Raw genomic sequence first — 17,339 nt, 5'->3', positions numbered from 1 at the left:
CAGGAATCGTTAGATTGCCCAACTCCCCCAAATCCAGCATTTAGCGTCCTCTGTGATTCGTTAGAATTTAGCCCAGTGTCGTTGAGTACCCTAGATTACTTCAACAGCCTGCACCGTCTGAAGCGGCCTCATCCACTCTTCCTGCATAACAGCTAAGAAACTGTCGTTTCCTCACCATTCCCAAATCGGATAACCCATACCGGAATCAACCGAAGCCCATCCTCCATGGCAGATGGACGATAAGCCGGGTACACGTCAACAACTTTTCGGTTTTCGCCGGCTACCTTGCGGATCAGATTTTTAAGCTTGTCCCCGCCAGGCAGCTTGATCGACTTCTTCGTCTCTGTACCTTCGTTCAGATATTCCAAGGATCGCTCATAGCTCGACACCGTCTTCTGCTGCATCTCCATATTGATCGTGCCGAAGCGGAACTGCATTGAATCCATAATCGGAAAACTGCCGTAGTACTGCTGGAACTGGAGCTGCGTTTTGTTGTCAGCTGATCTCAGCATCATGCGCGAACGCCCTTTCCAGCCCCCATGCTGATTTACAAAATCAACTGCAGACAGCGCGTCCTTGGACGCATCACTCTGTCCTGCTGGCGGTGCTGCCGGGTCAGTGTAGCTAATCCAGCGCTGCTCCTGTTTCACCTGCAGACTGCGTTTGCTGTCGGTGTAAATCTCAGACCCATCCTTTTCCCGAATATTCCGGGTCATGCTTGGATCAAAGAACAGACTGCGCTGCATCTGCTCCACCGTAAACTGCCCTGTCGGGACATCCGCCTCAATCGTATCCAGTGCCTGTGCCGGAATATAATATCCGCCTTCCATCAGCGTGTAGGGTGTCCAGCTCGTACCAAAATCGACATGCTGCTTCACGTCCTGTACTGTTAGGTCTGCCTGTGCAGCCTCGTAGACCACATCTCCCTTCGCACTGAAGAAGAGTGCGTGAGCCTTCGTCTCATCCGGGGCAGTGTATATCGCAATGCGGTTAATCGTTTCTCCCTGAAAAAGAGAATCTGTCCCCAAACGCATCACCCGCTGTAACAAAGCCACCGGCATGCCTTCCTTAAACGACAACTCAAAGCCAGGGCTCTCCTTGCGGATCTGATCCCATTTCACGGACTGTACATTGCGACGCTGGAAATCCTCGAACGTTCGGCCTTTTAGTCTGGAATAGATCAACTGATAAAATGTATTGCCAGGGTAGAACACCGTATGTTTGTCCTGTCCCAGATGAATAATCATCTGATCCGGAAAAATTAACTCCTCAATATTACGCTCCTGACCCATGTTCTCGGTCTTTACATAGTTGGTTTCGGAAGTCACAACCGAGTCGCCGCCCCCAGGCAAACGATAGATCAAGAAGTAGCTCTGGATCAGGCTGGCAGCAACCAATGAAGCGAGCACCAGAGATTTAATCCGTTCCTTCAAGGTGCTCACCCCCTTTATCACGCATTGGAAGTGTAAAAGTTACCGTTGTTCCCACGTCTACCTCAGATTCCAGTGAGATGCTTCCATCATGAGCCTTAACAATTTCCCGGGCAATGGATAATCCCAGCCCTGTGCCGCCCATGCTGCGGGAGCGTGCTTTGTCAACGCGATAGAAGCGTTCAAATATCCGATCCAGATCTCGTTGTGGAATACCCATACCCGTATCCGACACCGAGATCGCTAACGTATGTTCATCGCTGCGCCGGGCAGCAATCGTAATAGTGCCGCCCTCCAGCGTATATTTCAGTGCATTGGACACCACATTGTCCAGAACCTGATCAATCTGATCCCGGTCCAGCGGCACAGGTGGAATATCGTTTTCCACAGAAAGCACAGACTGAATATCTTTCTGATGCATCTGGAAGGAGAACCGATCTGTCACTTCCTCCAGCATCTCCAAAACATCAATAGGCTGCTTGCGCAGCAGTGCCTCCTTGGAATCCAGCCTCGATAAATGCAGTAAATCTGTAACCAGGCGAATCATACGCTCGGTCTCGTTCTGAATGACACCGACAAAACGTCCCGCAAGCTGCGGATCTTCCAATGCCCCATCATCCAGCGCTTCAGCGTAGCTCTTAATCGTCGTCAGCGGCGTACGCAGCTCATGCGATACATTCGCCACGAATTCACGCCGGGAGGCTTCAAGCTCCTCCTGCTCTGTTACATCCTGCAGCACTGCAATGGTGCCGGTAATTCCCAGCTCGCGCCGATGTACGGGCGTGAAAGTCATACGAATCACCACCGGCTCCTCCTGGCCTGCGGGGGCAATCTGCAGCAGTGTTGATCCGGTAAACCCACTGGCCAGCGCTTCCGCATCCTCCGGATCGATACCGAGTAGGACAGCAAAATGCCTGCCTTCAATATCGGAAGGACGCATACCGAGAATGCTGCTGGCACGGCGGTTGACCAGAATCACTTTGCCATACTCATCTGTAGCGACAACGCCATCACTCATATTGGTCAAAATGGAGGTCAGCTTTTCCTTCTCCTCTTCGTTCTGAGAGAGAGCATCCCGCAATCTGCTGGTCATATAGTTAAATGCCCGGCTGAGCTGTCCGATCTCATCCGTACCGAATACCGGTGTCTGCTGATCGAAATTCCCTTCCGCGACCGCTGTCGCCCTCCTGGTGACTTCCTTAATAGGCTGGGTAATTGTATGCGACAAGATAACACCCAGCACGGCGGTTAACACGAGGGCAATCAGAATGCCGGAGATGAAAATCTTGTTGATGCCCTCCATCGTTGCGTACAGTTCGTTCATTGAAGCGGCGATGTAAACCGCACCGATAATCTTGCCGCCGGATAACACCGGTTTGGCTACGACCTTTTTGCGAACATTATCCTCATCGACGATATATTCCTCATTATCCCGAATGCCCTGCAGCGCACGGCTGACAACGGTTTGGGTGTTTTTTCGCCCGATATAATCGGAATGTGAACTTAGCGAAGTGGTCAGCACCTTGCCGCTGGCATCCAGCACCTGAATCTCGGCACCGTTGATGTTAAACAGGTTGTTGACGAGCACACGCAGGTTCTCCGTTTTGTCCTCACCGGCTTCCGCCTCTCCGCCAGCCAGCGTCTCGCCCACCAGCACGGAAAGCATCTCTGCACGTGCCTGTAAATCCTCCGTAAAATTGCTCGTAAGCGAGTTCTTCATTGCACTCACAAAATAAACGCCGATCAACTGCATTGCAATCAGAATCAGCAGTACATAAATAATAATTAATTTCGCCTGAATCGTTCGAAAGAACGAAAATTGCGAGAATCGGCCCATTATATCCCCACGCTTTTGGCACTGCGCACGAGATAACCAAGCCCCCGGCGAGTCAGAATGGTTTCCGGCTTGCTCGGATTTTCTTCAATTTTCTCCCGCAGTCTGCGAATGGTCACATCTACCGTACGTACGTCACCGAAATACTCGTATCCCCATACAGCCTGCAGCAGATGCTCTCGTGTCATTACCTTGCCGGAATGCTTGGCCATATAATAGAGCAGCTCATATTCCCGATGTGTCAGATCAAGTGGTTCTCCGCCCTTATACGCGGTATACATGTCCATATCAAAAGCCAGATCAAACAGCCGCAAAACCTGCTTCCCTTCTTCCTCGGGTGCCTCTACAATCGCTGCAGGTTTCTGCTGTCTGCGCATCTGTGCTTTAACCCGTGCGAGCAGCTCCCGTGTGCTAAAAGGTTTGGTGACATAATCATCCGCCCCCAGCTCCAGACCAAGCACTTTGTCGATCTCACCGTCTTTGGCTGTCAGCATAATAATCGGCATCTCCAGATGAGCACGCACTTCGCGGCACACATCCATTCCATCCTTACCCGGAAGCATCAGATCCAGAAGCATTAGATCCGGCTTTTCGGATAACGCCAGTTCCACCGCACGAATACCATCAAACGCACAGATGACCTCATATCCCTCTTTTTCCAAATTAAACTTCAGAATGTCTGCGATGGGCTGCTCGTCGTCCACCACCAAAATCTTCCCCTGCATCGGCTGATTCACCCCTATATCCTGCTTAATCCGCCATTGGCGCTGTCTCTCTAATCTATTTGAACTGCCTCAAATGCAGTTCCTGCTGTCATCGATCTATACTCTCTTTAGTTTAACATACCTGAGGCACCGTCACATCCTGATCCGATCGTTGGAAACGGTTTCCATCAAAATTATTTCATATCAAAAAACAAGGCCAGCTTTACAGCCAACCTTGTTCTCCCGGCAGCATCATCACCTGATGCCTTGTGCTCTATAATTAATTCAGATAGGTCATGGGATTCTCTGCCGAACCATTTTTTATGATCTCAAAATGCAGATGGGTTCCCGTAGAACGTCCTGTATTACCCATCACACCAATACTGTCTCCCTTTTCCACCACTTGACCAACATCTACACCGATGCTGTTCAAATGACCGTAAAGTGTTTCGTATCCGTTGCGATGGTTAATAATGATAACATTCCCATATCCACTCTTCTGTCCTGCGAATGTAACCACGCCTTCATCTGCAGATTTGACATCACGATTACCTACTAAATCGACGCCTTTATGCTGTCGGCCCCAGCGCTGACCAAAGCTGCTGCTCATGGTGGCATTGGATACTGGCCACGCGAATTGGCCTGTGCCTTCGCCAACCACCTTAGTTCCGCTCAGTACAACTTCAGTTACAGCTGTTTTAATGACCTCCTGGCCCAGCCATTCTTCCCGGACAACTTCACCGTTTTCTTTGGTAATGCGATACTGCATATTTTTAAGCCCGCTCTGTCCTGGACGAACAACCTTGGTCGTACCCGCCTTCAGCTCAGCACTTTTACGCACCTCCACCTGCGGTTTAACTTCAATCTGTTCCACTACCTGTTCCACTGATTTAACAGTGATTGCCGGTTTGGGTACAGTCAAAGTCAACTCCTGTCCAATTTGGAGAGATGTCTCTTTGATGCCCGGATTATGTTTACGGATCTCACTTTGTGTAATTTCATATTTGGCTGCGATGGAAGAAATCGTATCTCCTTCTCGCACCACATAGGTTACAGGCGCGTCTTTACCAACGGTTAAAGCTTTAACCGCCTCGGTCATGTCCCATATTTTATTCGGGTCTGCCTTCACCGTATCGGTTGTCACATCTTCTTTGATGTCTACGGATTTCAGTGTTGTACTTGGCCCTTTATCCTTTTTGGAGGAATTAGCCGATACCGACTTGGTCTTCAGTGTGCTGCGTAAAGCCGATGCCGGTATGTATTTGCTCTGCACCTGCTGCAGGATCTTATCTGCTGTTTCCTGATCCTTCACAATGCCGACAACCTCACCATTCACTTTGAGCTCCACGCCTTTAGCGTAAGCCGTTAACATATTCCCCAGTTTATCCAGCGTTTCCTCGCTGTTCACTTTCGGTTTATATGCCCGTACCGTCTCCGTTGTGATCCCGTCTGTGTTCAGCACCATCTCTGCATCCGGATACTTATTTCGGTATTCCTCGGTTTTTTTGGCAAACAGCTGCTGCAGCTGTGCCTCATCTGCAATGGTGCCCACCTCGGTGCCTTTGACCATAACTTTATAATAAGGGACCGTGTTAGAAGCTACGTATTGCTTTACTCCGAATCCAACCGATGCTGCAATCAGAATGCCGCACGCTGTGGTAATGATCCATTTACGCGACAACAGAATTTTCTTCTTATTTGAACTGAAGTTGGACATGCTCATGCTGTTTTTGTCTTCGGCCGTCCGGTGTTCTCCGGATTGTTCGTGTACCCGGTGTTGATCCGGTTGGCGCTTGCCTCTGAAACCTTTCATGATTCTCTCCTTTTCAGCACTTGTTCATCCGCATTTTCGATCAGACATCACCTTTATATAAGTTGAATTAGAAGTTTTTACACGGAACACTCCGATGACAGAATAACCTTCCAATCGCTGTTATCCCCAGATTTTTTTAGATGCCCTCTTCCAAAGGGGAAAATCCGGTGATAAAGGCGACCGCTTCGCTTTTTCAGTTTTTTTCTGTCCTCTCCGTTTTTGTGTAAATGAATAGTTCAACTTATATAGGCGTCTTATGCAAGTAAGTTATATAATATGGAATTTCGTAAAATCAGGACTTTAGCTGTGTGCACAAAAGTGTCAAAATTTTAACCTTTTATCACACCCGTATACTTTAACACAGGTTTTACAGTCATTTCAACTCTTACCCTCACATCATAAATCCGCGTCCCGACTGCTTTTCCTGATATATCCACCCATTGGGGCTTTTGTTCCATCAAACATTATGCCTCAACCTCTGCTGTACTATGTACTTTTTCTCTCAATCTAAGACTAGGTTCTAAGACCTACTTAATTACAAGCCATTTTCATGTAAATACAAAAAGGAAACCAAAAAAAGATATAAAAAAAACCTCCATCAGTTCAACTCTAATGAAGGTTTTAGTAATAACTTTGTTTATGTCTATGGCAGACTCGTCATTCCCTTAATAATGATTCATTCTTTCCCTGCACCATTCGATCTCTTAGCTGCACCTATGATGAACCGTTTCTGCTGCACTTCCCAAAATCCATGCTGCTCGATCTCCAGATGAATCTGCCATAAAGGTTCACGGAATCGTTCCGTTTCAAAATCAGGCACCTGCCATGGAATCGTCTTTAGATAATAAACGAGTGCACCAATATCATAGAAACGCTGGGCGGGTGCAGCTTCATGCTGCTCCCAGATGTGGAATCCATGCTCCCGTAACTGGTCTGCAGCAAATTCCAGCTCCCACTCGGCATAATCCGTTGGCAGGGGAATGCCTAACCGATCGTTAATCTCCCGGCAATCAGACCAGCCCACCTGCTGTGTCAGGAAAACTCCTTCTTCCGAGAGTACACGCCATACTTCCTGTGGATCATAAGATTCATGCCGATTGAGAATTAGATCAAATGCCCCATCCGCAAAAGGGAGCTGCGTGTCATCCGTCACAGGAAACACGTCTACACCCAAAGGCAGCAGACGCTCCCTGGCAGCTGCTATGTTTGGAATGTATCCTTCGGTCGCACAGGTATATGCAGGGAGGGGGAGCATGCTCGACAGCAGCTCTCCTCCGCCTGTACCCATATCCAGCATGCGCTTCGCGCCTTTTATACATCTCCGTGCCATCGTTCCATAGGACCAAGGCAGCACACCGCTCTGCATACGCCCACTACCTGTAATATAGCCAAAATCCCAGCCGTGAAATGGCTGTTCTGCTTCCTGCAGTCCCTGCTCAAAACGCTTCATAATTGCGGCAGGATGTCCCGCCGAAATCTTTGACATTGTGTACTTAAAATTTATAGTATCCATCTATAATTCCTCCCGTTTTCTCTACTCATGTTCTCATTGGGTATAACGTACCTCATGTACTGAGACCTGAATGGAGGACCACGGACCCGCGGCCGGGAAAACAGTATTGAAGCGGGAGAAGGTTGTTATATATCGTGCTCTTTAACATTCATTTTCATGTCTTGTTCCTCCTGAATCGAGCGGCAGCTCCAAGACTCATACTGCACCGGAAACATCTCTGCCGTATCTTGTTTACGTTCTATATCAGTCTACGGTTAGATGTTGTATCCTGCCGGACCCTATAAAGTTTAGTGTTTCATACCATTATATGAGAAATATGCAGTCAAGTCTAACCATAGGGGCGTGATGCCCCTTTGTCGAGAAACTGGCCCGTACAGCATATGTCTGGTCTCTTTTATTCCGCCTGAAGCACTTCCATAAGATCGTCATATTCCTCACTCGTAAGATATTTGGAGATCACTTGCTCAATATCCCGCAGTTCCTGCTCCGTCAGCCCGCCCTCCATTGCTCCGGATATCTGCTGCATTTCCTTCTGGGGCAGCTTGTTCATCAGCAGCGTAAAAATACGTTCTTTTTCCTCCGTCGGCAGCTTGTTTTTAGCTCCCGTAATATCATCTGGCGAAACAACAATTGCATCACTTCCTGGCGGATTGCCGCTGTTTGCAGCATTGCCACCTTCGGGTCCGCTTCCGGCAGCTGTTTCATCCCCATTCACGGTTCCAGAAGTTTTACCTGTATCTGCTTCGTATGTTTTACCACTGCCAGATGACTCTGGATTACCGGCTTCTCCACTTGAGGTTCCATTACCCATAACGGAAATTGAATTCTCCGGGACCTTTTCCTCTTCTGTTCCGGCTGGTTCATCCGTTGACGTATTTCCGGACTTTTCTCCCTCACTGGACTGCTTGCTGCCTAAAGCACCTTGGAACATGCCCATTAGGCCCGTAGGCTGGCCTTCCCACTCTATATTAAAACTGGCAAGCAATGATTTGGCATACGATTGTACGATTAGTCCTGTCGTAAGCAGGGTCAGTGAACTGACCAGCATCACGGTGAGCACCATTTTGACAAACCACATCAGCAGCTTCATCTTCTGTTTCTCTCCCTCCATTTTGTCCACTTCATCCACATAGAATTGGAATATGCGAATTTTATAAGCTGAGACACTGTCACCTATTGCTCGTATACATGTCTTTCGTTCAACTTATATCCTGTTAGCCAGTATTGACGGAAATCTCGGGATTATATCCGAAACAGACACAAAAAAACCTCCGGCTGCCCCTATATAAGCAGCAGCTGGAGGTGAATATATTAACCCGTTATTATTTTATACATAGATCGGCAAAACCGGATTTGTCTGCTCACGGTTACGACCTACAGAGAAGATGGCAATCGGAATGCCTGTCAGCTCGGATACACGTTTTACATAGTTTTGCGTATTCGCTGGAAGATCCTCCAGCTTCTTCGCTCCTGTAATATCTTCGCTCCAACCAGGCATTTCTTCATATACCGCTTCACACTCGGCCAGCATTTTCAGGCTTGCGGGATAGTGAGTAATAACCTCGCCCCGGAATTTGTAACCTGTGCAGATTTTCACTGTCTCAAGACCTGTCATAACGTCCAACGAGTTCAGAGACAGACCTGTAATACCGCTCACGCGGCGAGCATGACGAACAACAACACTGTCAAACCAGCCCACACGGCGTGGACGCCCGGTTACTGTTCCGTACTCATGACCCGTCTCACGGATCTGGTCGCCAATCGCATCATGCAGTTCTGTCGGGAATGGACCATCACCGACACGTGTTGTGTAAGCTTTGGCTACTCCGATCACTTGTTGAATACGAGCCGGACCAACACCTGAACCGATACATACACCGCCAGCTGACGGGTTGGATGATGTAACATAAGGATACGTACCTTGGTCAAGGTCCAGCATTACGCCCTGTGCACCTTCAAACAGCACTTTTTTGTTCTCATCAATAGCATCATTCAGCACAACGGATGTGTCCTTCACATAAGGGCGAAGGACTTCTGCATAGCCGAGGTAATCCTTCAGAATCTCTTCTACATCCACTGGCGTGCCGTTGTACACCTGCTCAATGACACGATTTTTCTCTTTAACCAGATGACGCAGTTTCAATTCGAAATCTTCTGCATCCATCAGATCTACCATACGGATACCGATCCGTGCAGATTTGTCCATGTAACAAGGGCCAATCCCTTTGCCGGTTGTACCGATTTTGTTTGGACCTTTGCTCTCTTCCTCCAGTGCATCCAGGACCATGTGATATGGCAGAATGATGTGTGCACGTTCACTGATGGACAGGTTTTTCGTTGTAAAGCCATTATCATGAATATAATTAATTTCTTCAATAAGTGCCTTCGGGTTGATCACCATACCGTTACCAATGACACAGGCTTTGTCCGTGTAAAAGATACCCGATGGAATCATCGTCAATTTATATTTTTTATTGTCGATCAGGATCGTATGGCCTGCATTGTTACCACCTTGGTAACGAGCAACCACATCTGCGCTTTCCGCCAAATAATCCGTAATCTTACCTTTACCTTCGTCTCCCCATTGCGTTCCCACTACAACTACCGTTGACATAGTTAACATACCTCCGTGGGTGCCTTGCGCACCTTTGTATTGGTCTGTCCGTCCTCTATCCCGGCAGGCATGTTGCGCAGTAAACCGACTGAGAAGCGTGCTAACGGACAGTAAAGATTTCCTTCCTTTACATTGAAGGGAAGGTTTACACTGCTTTAACGCAGCAGTATTAGTGTACCAGTACCCATTTTCAAAGTCAAATGAAATGGCGAACAATTATAATTGGTGTATCTTTAATGTTCGGAATTGAACCTGTATTTCACCGCAAAAAACCGGTGATCCCAGTCTTAGTTACCTCGACTGCATTCACCGGCATTTCTACACCTGCTTATTTTCACGCTGTATATGGTATAAATCCTGATATTCAACTATCTGAGCATCCTGCTGCAGATGGTTTCGGATAGAATGTATTTCCCTTTTCGGGGCCATCACAGTCTATCCTTACATCGCAAAGGCATCATTATGCGCCCTCTCATAGTTGACGAATTTGTTAAAGTTTTTAAGGAAGACCAGCTCTACCGTTCCTACCGGACCATTACGCTGCTTGGCGATAATGATCTCGATAATGTTCTTTTTCTCGGTTTCCTGGTTATAGTAGTCATCCCGGTACAGGAACGCCACGATATCCGCATCCTGCTCAATCGAACCCGATTCCCGCAAGTCACTCATCATCGGACGTTTGTCCTGACGCTGCTCTACACCCCGGCTGAGCTGGGACAGAGCGATAACCGGAACTTCCAGTTCCCGGCCAATTTGTTTCAGTGTACGTGAAATCTCGGATACCTCTTGCTGACGGTTCTCCCCGGCTTTGCCGCGTCCACTGATCAATTGGAGATAGTCAATCAGGATCATGCCGAGGCCCTTCTCCTTTTTGAGACGACGGCATTTCGCACGAATATCTGCCACCGTAATACCAGGCGTATCATCGATATAGATATTGGCTTCGTTGAGAGCAGCAATACCCATCGTCAGCTTCTGCCAGTCCTCGTCTCCTTTGAATTCCCCAGTACGAAGAACTCCCGCATCCAGATTGGCTTCCGCACAGATCATACGCTGCACAAGCTGTGCTGCGGACATCTCGAGACTAAAGATAGCGACCGTTTCCTGTGCACGAATGCCTACGTTCTGAGCGATGTTCAAAGCGAAGGCTGTCTTACCTACGGATGGACGCGCAGCTACAATGATCAAGTCACTGCGCTGAAATCCGGCGGTCATCTTGTCCAAGTCAATAAAGCCCGATGGAATCCCGGTCGTAGTTCCTCGGTTTTGATGCAGCGTTTCAACTTTATCGAACACTTCCATGAGTACGTCCTGGATGGCGATAAAGCCGCTGCTGGAACGCCGGTTGGAAATCTCCAGTATGCGTCGTTCCGCTTCGCCGAGCATGGCTGCCACGTCTTCTCCGCCTGTGTATCCTTCACTCACAATCTGTGTTGCTGTACGGATCAGACGACGAAGCATCGATTTTTCTTCAATAATCTGTGCATAATAATCCACATTGGCTGCTGTAGGCACACCGTGTGCTAGCTTGGCAAGGTAGCTGACGCCACCAATGTCTTCCAGCTCACCTTTATCCTTCAGACGCGATGTCAGCGTAACAAGGTCAATCGGTTGATTTTCCTCACCCAGCTGGATCATTGCTTCATAGATCAGTTGATGGGGCTTATCGTAGAAATCCTCGGTTTGCACCCGTTCCATCGCTGTAATCAGGGCTTCGCCCTGCAGTAGGATTGCACCCAGCACTGCCTGTTCGGCTTCCAGGTTCTGCGGGGGAATCCGGTCGAATAACATTTCGCCGCCCATCTTACTCCTCCGTTACCTGTACCTTCAGAGCAGCTTTCACTTCAGGGTGAACCTTGACTGTCACTTGTGTAACACCAAGTGTACGGATCGGCTCATCCAGCTCGATTTTGCGTTTGTCTACTTTCAAGCCCTTTTTAGACAAAGCTTCAGCAATTTGTTTACTTGTAATTGCACCGAACAAACGGCCGCCTTCGCCGGATTTTGCTTTCAACTCTGTCACTTCCGCTTCCAGCTTTTTCGCTAGAACTTCTGCTTCAGCCTTTTCTTCCTGTTTGCGTCTTTCTTCCGCAGCATTCTGGTTATCGAGTGTCTTCATGTTGCCTTCGGTTGCCAGACGTACAATTCCCCGCGGCAGCAGGAAGTTCTGAGCGTACCCTTCAGATACTTCCTTTACCTGCCCTTTCTTGCCTTGACCCTTCATATCTTTTATAAAAATGACTTTCATTCGAACAACCCCTCTTCCTTTTCGATTTCAGCCAGAACGTTCATCAGCCGTTTCTCCGCTTCTCCCAGCGTTCCTTCAAGCTGTACAGCAGCATTAGTTAGATGGCCGCCGCCGCCAAGCCGTTCCATGACCACCTGAACATTCATGCGCCCCAGTGATCTCGCACTGATGCCAATCAGTCCATCCGTGCGCTCACTAATGACAAATGAAGCAGCCACGTCGGTCATGTTTAACAATGTGTCCGCCACCTGGGCGATCATCATCTGTGAAATTCTGCTACCGGGGTCTGTGACCGCCAGCGCAATGTTCCCATATACCATTTTAGCATGCTTTATGATTTCTGCCTTAGCAATATATTCTGACAAATCCTCTTTCATCAATCGCTGGACCATAATGGTGTCTGCACCACTGCGCCGAAGGAAGCCTGCTGCTTCGAACGTTCTGGAGCCGGTATGCAGCGCAAAATGCTTCGTATCCAGTGTTATGCCAGCAAGCAGCGCCGTTGCCTCAAGCGGAGTAAACTGCACCTTCTCGTGAATATACTGCAGAAGCTCTGTCACAAGTTCAGCTGCAGATGACGCGTAAGGCTCCAGATAAATCAGTACCGCGTCATTAATAAATTCTTCGCCCCGACGATGGTGATCGACTACAACCACTCGGGTTGCAGCCTGAACAAGTTTAGGTTCCATCGTCATAGACGCTTTATGCGTATCTACAACCACCAGCAGGGTGTGCTCTGTCATCATCTGAGTGGCCTGCTCTGGCGAGACAAAAGCTTTCGTAAGCCTCTCGTCTTTGTGCACCTGTTCCATTAACCGTTCAATAGACGGATTCACCCCGTCCAGCACAATCCGGGCCTCAACGTTATACAGACTCGCGGCCTTCCAGACCCCTATGGATGCACCAATCGCGTCCATATCCGGCATTTTGTGCCCCATAATGAGTACTCGGTCACTTTCCTGCATCAGGTCGCGCAGTGCATGTGCGATAACCCTGGCTCTAACCCGGGTACGTTTCTCCACCGCATTTGACTTTCCGCCATAAAAAGATAAGCGCTGGCCCGACTTCACAGCCGCCTGATCCCCGCCTCGTCCTAGGGCCATGTCCAGACTTGACTGTGCCAGCTCTCCCATCTCACTGATGCTGTCCGAACCAAATGCAAGTCCGATGCTCAATGTCATTGGCACTTTCAGATCTGCCGTCATCTCCCGAACTTCATCCAGAATGACAAATCGGCTCTGTTCGAGTTCCTGCAGCGCTTTATGGTTGAGCATCATCAAGTAGCGATCGGATGAAAGACGGCGCAGATATACTCCATACTGTTTTGCCCAAGCTGTAATTTCACTGGTGACTCTTGCAATCAGTGCCGTACGCTGCTGGTCATCCATGCCTTGGGCTGCCTCGTCCAGATTATCCAGAACGAGAATACCCAGCGCAATGCGTTCATTTTCATATTTGTCCCGCAGCACAGCCAGCTCTGTAATTTCGTACACATATACATAGCGTTCCTGCGGGTTGTGAATGACACCATAATACCGATCATCTAGTTGAAATTCATCATGAAACTCCTTGGATGAAGGTTCCTTTGACCCGTCCTTATCCTTCTTCTCCTTCGGTTGGGGGAGATTGGGAAACAGATTAGGCAGTGAACTGCCAACCACTGTTTTCTCATGAAACATCTCTGCAACGAAGCGGTTATGCCACTCTACCGTACGATCCTCGCTGTACAGCACAATTCCGAATGGAAGCATGCTGACTGCTTCTCCCTCCATACGTTTGATACGAATGGTGAGGCCGTTAATGTAATCGTTAAGCTCCCGGCGGAACGCAAGTTCTGCCTTAATCATGACGATCCCCAGCGCCGAAGCCATTATCAGACTAATCAAACCAAGCGTCCAGTTATAGATGGTTACAAACATCACGAGCAGCAGCAGCAGTATGAACGCCCATACGGTATAATAGCCGTGCCAGCGTTTCTTCAGAAATTTAGGCATGACTCATCACCCTATCGTTTTGATTTCGATATTGCCTCACGGAGCGGGAACGCCAGATCGATAATTCCGACAATGCGAAGCGGACCAATGAAAAACACGGCCGCTCCCAGTAAAAATGGAATAACCGGGTTCCATCTTTTTATATGTGAGAGGAAGAAGAAGAATCCGATAGCTTGAATCATGAAACCAAGGTTAATTAACGGCGACAAGTTCATAGCAATCATTTTCCAGTATGATCCATCGCTTTGTCTGGAGACCACTTCAATGATCAATGCCAGGAAGTAATACCAGATCAATGCACGCGGCATACGCCATTCTCTAGCAGGCGGAAGCTTGGACACATTTAAACCCATCACACTTAGGATCGGACGAGCAATAACATGTGTAATAAATGCCATAACCATTGATGTAACCACGAGTGCAAAAGGAATCATCAATTGGGTCTGTTTAGCAACGTCTTCCGTCATCTCAGGTGTCCACACAAAACCGTTAATCATCTGATTCGATTGGTTGGTGAGCGGTTCAATGGTCAGCTGCACCACGTCTCTGATGTAACTGGACAGGTCGAATTGAAAAATAAGACTGCCGATCAGCAGTAACAACAAATACTCTGCCAGCATCGTTCCGGCACCTGTCATGATGGCAAACAGCGCCGACTTCTGTTTTTTGTACGCTCTGCCCATAACAATTGCCGGCAAAATTAAGATCAACATCAATAACAGATAAATCGGGTTAACCATGACTAAAATAATAGCAACGGGTATGAGATGAAAAACAAATGATGTTACAGGTAATGAAGCATACAAAATAACTCCGGGTATCAACATAAAAAATATGGAGAGTACCGATAAAGGAGTTAGCAGTGAAAGCAGCAAAAGTAACAGCACTCCACTCCAGACAGCTGATTTAAAGCTAAATTTCAACAAATTCACCTCTTACGCATATGATCTTCGAGCGCGGAAATATCCTGGTACCAGTCTTCGAGCTGGTGGCCTTCCTGTTTATGCTTTTTCAACTTCTCAACAAGCAGTGCATCCAGATCCTTAAACGGAATACCGAGCCGCCGGCCCAATATGTAACTGCTCATCATTAAACTGGCAAGACTATCTCCGATTCGAATCGTGCTGCCTTCCCACAATGCTTTGAATAATCGGGATACCTGATCAAGTACTTCGGTTTTCAGCCATTCAATCACTTTAGCCCGCTTGGCCACATCCAGTTCTTTAGGCATTTGGCGAAAGTCACTCTCCCCCGAAAAAGCTTTATTCTCGATTATAACATAAAAAGGGGGCCCGCAAAATTACCCCAAAAAGCGGAGAAATTCTCCGAAACTCAATGTCAGGTACGATGCGAAGCCCCGTACGTCTTATTCATATATATTAGTAATAATCGCTGTGATTATCCCTGCTGGCTTCACTAATTTTTGAAAAAAAATCAACTTTTGGCCTTCATGGACTCCTTGGCAACGATCCCCTCACAGTATTCGATAATCTGACTGCGTCTCACAATGCCAATAAAACGCTCCATATCATCCACTACCGGCACAAAGTTCTGCACCTTGGCAAGATTAATCAGATCTTCCATATTGGCGTTAATGGAAACAGGTTTCATATCAAGCCTTAGCGGAACATCTTTGAGTAGAAATTTTGAAGCGTTTTCAAATGTTATCTTTCCCTCCGCATTTTTCATATACCATAACAGATCGCCTTCCGTGACCGTACCAATGTACTTGCCTTCCTTATTCAAAATAGGCACAGCTGTAAACCGATGATACTCCATCCGTTCCAGCGTTTGCCGCAGCGTAGAGTCCGACGTTACACATGTAACCTCTTGTTTGGGCAGCAAAAAAAATGCGATGTTCATCCCCTTATATATCCTCCTTGTGGATTTCTCGTTCAACTGGTTCGCTCAACTTATATTATACGTTATAGAACGAATGATGTTCCAAAAGATGAAGAGCGTACACGATGAAGACCCCCACACAAAGAAAAAAAAACAGCAGCCCGCCCATCGTCGTACTGCTGATTTATGTGTAGACACCCATCTGTATGGAATTAACTATTCAATCTTCTGCCGGTCAGGAATCATGACTTCACCGGCTGGGGTCGATTGATCCATCCAGTTTTTAATCAGCTCTTTGGCGTATTGAACATCTTTCTTGTCAGCGCGACCGTAGTATACTCCGTTTTTACGCATACCTTCACTCAAAATCGTGAAGCTGGAAACCTGTGGTTTCTCCTGTGTCAGTACCTGCTTCGCCAAATCGATAATGAAGGTTGGCTGCATGTCGGTCTGAAAATTGTCCCCCATGATCTGGAACAGTTCAGGGATCTTCGCGATCTGATTCAGATTCAACATTTTGTTGGCAAAAGCGTTCAAGAAAATTTGCTGCCGATTCGTACGGTTGAAGTCACTGTCTTCCCGATATCGCACGTAATATAGTGCTTCCTGCCCGTCGTAGATCGGCTTGCCGCCCTTAATGGTGAACTTTTCATGATTAGGATCTTTGTTCACGATATCCTTATCAATCGGCAGCTCTATACCACCGAGAGCATCAACAACCTTTTTAATTCCCTGAAAGTTAATGGTTGCGTAATATCCTACGTCGGCCTCAAGGAAATTTTCCACCGTATTGATGGACATATTCTCCCCGCCGAAGGCATAAGCATGCGCAATCTTATCATAATCGTCTACCCCGTCCTTATCAGCATCCCGCCCTGCAATCTGCACATACGTATCACGTGGAATAGATACCAGCAGCACCCGGGATTCCTTAGGCCGAACTACAGCATAGATGATTGCATCCGAACGCCCACGAGACTTCTCATAGTCACGTTTATCCGAGCCCAGAAGCAGTACAGAGAACGGCTCTTTACGATATACCGTTGGATCAGGCGTTTTATTACCCTCCTGCGGCACATAAGAATGTGTAAGCTGTGCTTCCACCGTATCAGCCAGAAACAGGTCAAAAGCTGCCACAGCCAGCTGCTGACGAAAAACATAACCGCCAATGAGCAAAACGACAAGCGATAAGAGCGTTATATATAGGCCTTTGCGACTTTTCTTCTTCTTCTCTTTAGTTCTGCTTTTCATTCATCGATTCCTTCTTCACTATCAAAATTGAAATCCATTACTACTCATTAAACGCTGATAACGTCAGATGACACGCAGTTCTCCGAACTTTTCTTT

14 protein-coding genes are annotated in these 17,339 nt (G+C 47.7%); all 14 read right to left on the bottom strand.

What is annotated here, in order from left to right; genetic code table 11:
- Positions 1-152 precede the first annotated feature (152 nt).
- The 14 genes from yycH to ABXS70_RS26315 all read right to left on the bottom strand — a co-directional run bounded on the left by yycH (position 153) and on the right by ABXS70_RS26315 (position 17,243).
- A complete protein-coding gene (gene yycH / locus ABXS70_RS26380) occupies positions 153-1,442 on the bottom strand; it encodes a two-component system activity regulator YycH (protein WP_366292075.1) in 1,290 nt (429 codons plus the stop codon).
- The gene (gene walK / locus ABXS70_RS26375; protein ID WP_342553536.1) at positions 1,417-3,267 is read right to left on the bottom strand and encodes a cell wall metabolism sensor histidine kinase WalK; all 1,851 of its coding nucleotides are present in this window, start codon (positions 3,265-3,267) and stop codon (positions 1,417-1,419) included. Before walK ends, yycH begins: the two co-directional genes overlap by 26 nt.
- Positions 3,267-3,989 carry a response regulator YycF gene (yycF, locus tag ABXS70_RS26370; protein ID WP_342553537.1) on the bottom strand — a complete coding sequence of 241 codons (723 nt, stop codon included), beginning with the start codon at positions 3,987-3,989 and terminating at the stop codon, positions 3,267-3,269. The genes walK and yycF overlap by 1 nt, the downstream gene beginning before the upstream one ends.
- A gap of 259 nt (positions 3,990-4,248) precedes the next feature.
- Entirely contained in the window at positions 4,249-5,781 is a 1,533-nt protein-coding gene (locus ABXS70_RS26365) for a peptidoglycan DD-metalloendopeptidase family protein (RefSeq protein ID WP_366292071.1), read from the bottom strand.
- Between the two features lie 676 nt (positions 5,782-6,457).
- Complete coding sequence (locus ABXS70_RS26360; protein WP_342556488.1) at positions 6,458-7,231, bottom strand: methyltransferase domain-containing protein; 774 nt, start codon at positions 7,229-7,231, stop codon at positions 6,458-6,460.
- Positions 7,232-7,688: 457 nt separating this feature from the next.
- Entirely contained in the window at positions 7,689-8,384 is a 696-nt protein-coding gene (locus ABXS70_RS26355; RefSeq protein WP_366292068.1) for a hypothetical protein, read from the bottom strand.
- 237 nt (positions 8,385-8,621) lie between these two features.
- Positions 8,622-9,908 (bottom strand): adenylosuccinate synthase, encoded by a 1,287-nt coding sequence (locus tag ABXS70_RS26350; protein ID WP_366292065.1) that lies wholly within the window; start codon positions 9,906-9,908, stop codon positions 8,622-8,624.
- Between the two features lie 441 nt (positions 9,909-10,349).
- Complete coding sequence (dnaB, locus tag ABXS70_RS26345; protein ID WP_342553541.1) at positions 10,350-11,711, bottom strand: replicative DNA helicase; 1,362 nt, start codon at positions 11,709-11,711, stop codon at positions 10,350-10,352.
- A gap of 1 nt (position 11,712) precedes the next feature.
- A complete protein-coding gene (rplI, locus tag ABXS70_RS26340) occupies positions 11,713-12,156 on the bottom strand; it encodes a 50S ribosomal protein L9 (protein ID WP_342553542.1) in 444 nt (147 codons plus the stop codon).
- A complete protein-coding gene (locus ABXS70_RS26335) occupies positions 12,153-14,150 on the bottom strand; it encodes a DHH family phosphoesterase (protein WP_342553543.1) in 1,998 nt (665 codons plus the stop codon). Before ABXS70_RS26335 ends, rplI begins: the two co-directional genes overlap by 4 nt.
- 11 nt (positions 14,151-14,161) lie before the next feature.
- Positions 14,162-15,082: a DUF2232 domain-containing protein gene (locus ABXS70_RS26330; protein WP_366292060.1), complete on the bottom strand. Its 921-nt coding sequence runs from the start codon at positions 15,080-15,082 to the stop codon at positions 14,162-14,164.
- A complete protein-coding gene (locus ABXS70_RS26325; RefSeq protein ID WP_090923575.1) occupies positions 15,079-15,381 on the bottom strand; it encodes a MazG-like family protein in 303 nt (100 codons plus the stop codon). Before ABXS70_RS26325 ends, ABXS70_RS26330 begins: the two co-directional genes overlap by 4 nt.
- Before the next feature lie 203 nt (positions 15,382-15,584).
- Positions 15,585-16,013 (bottom strand): CBS domain-containing protein, encoded by a 429-nt coding sequence (locus ABXS70_RS26320; RefSeq protein WP_342553545.1) that lies wholly within the window; start codon positions 16,011-16,013, stop codon positions 15,585-15,587.
- Positions 16,014-16,208: 195 nt separating this feature from the next.
- Positions 16,209-17,243, bottom strand: coding sequence for an LCP family protein (locus ABXS70_RS26315; protein WP_342553546.1), 1,035 nt, complete (start codon positions 17,241-17,243; stop codon positions 16,209-16,211).
- Between the last annotated feature and the right edge of the window lie 96 nt (positions 17,244-17,339).

It is taken from the genome of Paenibacillus sp. AN1007 (assembly GCF_040702995.1).
Taxonomy (GTDB): Bacteria; Bacillota; Bacilli; order Paenibacillales; family Paenibacillaceae; genus Paenibacillus.
This window is presented reverse-complemented; position numbering and strand designations above follow the sequence as displayed.

What these genes read in the sequence shown, in the direction of transcription:
- walK (WP_342553536.1), bottom strand. Translation starts at nt 3,267, where the DNA reads ATGGGCCGATTCTCGCAATTTTCGTTCTTTCGAACGATTCAGGCGAAA.
- yycF (WP_342553537.1), bottom strand. Translation starts at nt 3,989, where the DNA reads ATGCAGGGGAAGATTTTGGTGGTGGACGACGAGCAGCCCATCGCAGAC.
- ABXS70_RS26365 (WP_366292071.1), bottom strand. Translation starts at nt 5,781, where the DNA reads ATGAAAGGTTTCAGAGGCAAGCGCCAACCGGATCAACACCGGGTACAC.
- ABXS70_RS26360 (WP_342556488.1), bottom strand. Translation starts at nt 7,231, where the DNA reads ATGAAGCGTTTTGAGCAGGGACTGCAGGAAGCAGAACAGCCATTTCAC.
- ABXS70_RS26355 (WP_366292068.1), bottom strand. Translation starts at nt 8,384, where the DNA reads ATGAAGCTGCTGATGTGGTTTGTCAAAATGGTGCTCACCGTGATGCTG.
- ABXS70_RS26350 (WP_366292065.1), bottom strand. Translation starts at nt 9,908, where the DNA reads ATGTCAACGGTAGTTGTAGTGGGAACGCAATGGGGAGACGAAGGTAAA.
- dnaB (WP_342553541.1), bottom strand. Translation starts at nt 11,711, where the DNA reads ATGGGCGGCGAAATGTTATTCGACCGGATTCCCCCGCAGAACCTGGAA.
- rplI (WP_342553542.1), bottom strand. Translation starts at nt 12,156, where the DNA reads ATGAAAGTCATTTTTATAAAAGATATGAAGGGTCAAGGCAAGAAAGGG.
- ABXS70_RS26335 (WP_342553543.1), bottom strand. Translation starts at nt 14,150, where the DNA reads ATGCCTAAATTTCTGAAGAAACGCTGGCACGGCTATTATACCGTATGG.
- ABXS70_RS26325 (WP_090923575.1), bottom strand. Translation starts at nt 15,381, where the DNA reads ATGCCTAAAGAACTGGATGTGGCCAAGCGGGCTAAAGTGATTGAATGG.
- ABXS70_RS26320 (WP_342553545.1), bottom strand. Translation starts at nt 16,013, where the DNA reads ATGAACATCGCATTTTTTTTGCTGCCCAAACAAGAGGTTACATGTGTA.
- ABXS70_RS26315 (WP_342553546.1), bottom strand. Translation starts at nt 17,243, where the DNA reads ATGAAAAGCAGAACTAAAGAGAAGAAGAAGAAAAGTCGCAAAGGCCTA.